Annotated in this window: 3 protein-coding genes; all 3 read right to left on the bottom strand. The window is 65.7% G+C overall.

The genetic code is table 11. The features are described 5' to 3' along the window. Positions 1 to 96: 96 nt before the first annotated feature. The 3 genes from VK519_RS02565 to VK519_RS02575 are packed head-to-tail and all read right to left on the bottom strand — an operon-like array spanning position 97 to position 2,119. Entirely contained in the window at positions 97 to 1,131 is a 1,035-nt protein-coding gene (locus VK519_RS02565; RefSeq protein WP_324347372.1) for a tetratricopeptide repeat protein, read from the bottom strand. Further along, the gene (locus tag VK519_RS02570) at positions 1,128 to 1,580 is read right to left on the bottom strand and encodes a cytochrome c-type biogenesis protein (protein WP_324347374.1); all 453 of its coding nucleotides are present in this window, start codon (positions 1,578 to 1,580) and stop codon (positions 1,128 to 1,130) included. The genes VK519_RS02565 and VK519_RS02570 overlap by 4 nt, the downstream gene beginning before the upstream one ends. Beyond that, positions 1,577 to 2,119 (bottom strand): DsbE family thiol:disulfide interchange protein, encoded by a 543-nt coding sequence (locus tag VK519_RS02575; RefSeq protein ID WP_324347376.1) that lies wholly within the window; start codon positions 2,117 to 2,119, stop codon positions 1,577 to 1,579. Before VK519_RS02575 ends, VK519_RS02570 begins: the two co-directional genes overlap by 4 nt. Positions 2,120 to 2,200 lie beyond the last annotated feature (81 nt).

The following is a 2,200-nucleotide window of genomic DNA, read 5'->3' on the forward strand; positions in this document are numbered from 1 at the left end:
CCCAGGTTTCAAAGGCCACGCGCGCGCCGTGCAGTTCGCCTCCGCGCTTCATCGGGAAGGGGGAGGGAAGCGGGTGGTAGCGGCGTGCGTCGCCCATCAATGGACCTTATCGATGCTGATGCGGATCGGATCCCGGGTAGAGGTGGACACTACCCCGGCATCGCCTTCCAGGTCACCGGGCTGGGCAATCGCCTGTCCACTCTTGCTGATCCGGGCGCCCACGAACACGCGTTCCGCGGACGACAGCTTGAACTGCGGTGTCATGCCCATGCCGTCGGTCAATACCACCGATGCGGGCAGTTTGCCGGCGTCGAGTTTCGCCACTGCCAGCGGCATCGGCGGCCCGTTCTCGGCACGAGCGTAGACGTAGAGTGTGTCGCCGGCGGCCAAGTTGTCCTTCAGGGCCGGTGCCACGGCTACCTGCACGTCCAATGCCGGCGGTGTGGCGGTGGCCGCGGGTTCATCCGGCTTGCCACTGGCCTTCGCATCCGCGGCGGCGATCTGCTGCTCGACGGCGGCGGCCACATTGGAACTGGGATCGAGCAAGGGTTGCAGCTTCCGCCACGTGGCCGAAGCTTCCTTGTAGCGGCCTTGCTGGAAGTCGCTGATGCCAAGCAGCCACAGGGCGCGCTGGTTGGTGGCGTCCACCTGCACGGCCTTGTCCAGCAGCTCGCGTGCCCGGCCGTCGATCCGGTGGTCGGGGCGCGACTGCGAATCGGTTTCTGCCCAGCCCACCATCGCCAAGCCATTGTTGGCATCCAGATCCAGCGCATGTCCATACGCATCGCGTGCCTGTTCAAACTGGCGCAGCATGGTCTGGGCCTGGCCCATCAGCAGCCAGCCCTGGAGGTCATCCGGATGCTGCGCCAGCCGTGCCTTGAGGCTTGCCATCGCTTCGTCGATGCTCGGCGGCGGTTCGGCCTTGGCGACACCATCGAGTGTTTGCGGCGTGCCCACCAACATGTACAAACCTACGGTGGCCACGGGAATGACAAACGCCAGTCCCAGTGCCAGCGCGAACACGCCCACCGGGCGTCCTTCACGGCGGCCGCGGCGGATCAGGGGAACAAGCACGAGGGCCAGCGCCACCGCGAGCATGATCGCGGCGCACACATAGAACGCAGGCTTCACCAGTTTTCCCCGCTGTCGTTGGATTCGGTCACCGCGTTCGCAGGCTCCGTGGCCGCGGCACGCGCGCGGCGCCGCACCTGCACCACCAGGGCCACGCCGCCAAGCACAAGCACCAGCAGCGGGCCGAACCACAACAGGGCCGTGCCCGTATCAAGCGGCGGATCATAAAGCACGAACTTCGAATAGCGCGCCACCAGCCACGCTTTGATTTCCTCGTCGCTCTTGCCCTGCTGCATCAGGTCGAACACTTCGTGGCGAAGGTCGCGGGCCAGCTCCGCGTTGGAGTCGTTGAGGTTCTCGTTCTGGCACACCAGGCAGCGCAACTGCGCGGTGAGATGCTGGAAGCGCACCTCCTGGGTGTGGTCCTTGAACGGCAGCGGGTCGATCGCCTGGGCGGCCACGGTGGTGGCCATCAGCAGCACCAGCAGCATTATCACGAGGCGCATCATGGCGATTCCTTCGCGATCGCAGCCAGTGCGGGCTTGACCTCGCGTTCGATCACGTCCGGCGTGAGCGGCCCGACGCGCTTGTAGCGAATCACGCCCTTGCCATCCACCAGGAACGTCTCCGGTGCGCCGTAGACGCCGAAATCGATGGCCGTGCGGCCCTCGACATCGGCGATGACCAGATCGTACGGATTGCCGTGCTCGGCGAGCCAACCCTTGGCGGCGGCGGGTTCATCCTTGTAGTTGTAACCCACCAGCATCACGCCCAGCGCCTTGCCTTCGGCCATCAGCACCGGGTGTTCCTCGCCGCAGGCAAAACACCAGCTGCCGAACACGTTCAACAGGTAAGGCTTGCCCAGGAGGTCTGCCTTGGCCACTGTGCGATCGAGGTCGTCCAGCACCGGTAGACGGAACTCGGGCGCAGCGCGGCCAATCAACGGCGAGGGCACTTCGCGCTGGTCGTGTTTGGTGTTCCACCAGATGCCGAAACCGAACAGCACCACCAGGCCCAGGAAGGCGAAGAAGGGCAGCAGCCGGCTCATGCAGTGGGCTCCGCCACCGCCGCACCGGCTTCATTGCGCGCCTTTTGTGCGCGGAAGCGTCGTTCGCCGGCGGCAACGAAG

Origin of the sequence: Pinirhizobacter sp., assembly GCF_035317885.1 — a bacterium.
GTDB lineage: Bacteria > Pseudomonadota > Gammaproteobacteria > Xanthomonadales > Rhodanobacteraceae > Pinirhizobacter.

Coding starts and splice junctions, on each gene's coding strand:
- VK519_RS02570 (WP_324347374.1), bottom strand. CDS start 1,580: ATGATGCGCCTCGTGATAATGCTGCTGGTGCTGCTGATGGCCACCACC.
- VK519_RS02575 (WP_324347376.1), bottom strand. CDS start 2,119: ATGAGCCGGCTGCTGCCCTTCTTCGCCTTCCTGGGCCTGGTGGTGCTG.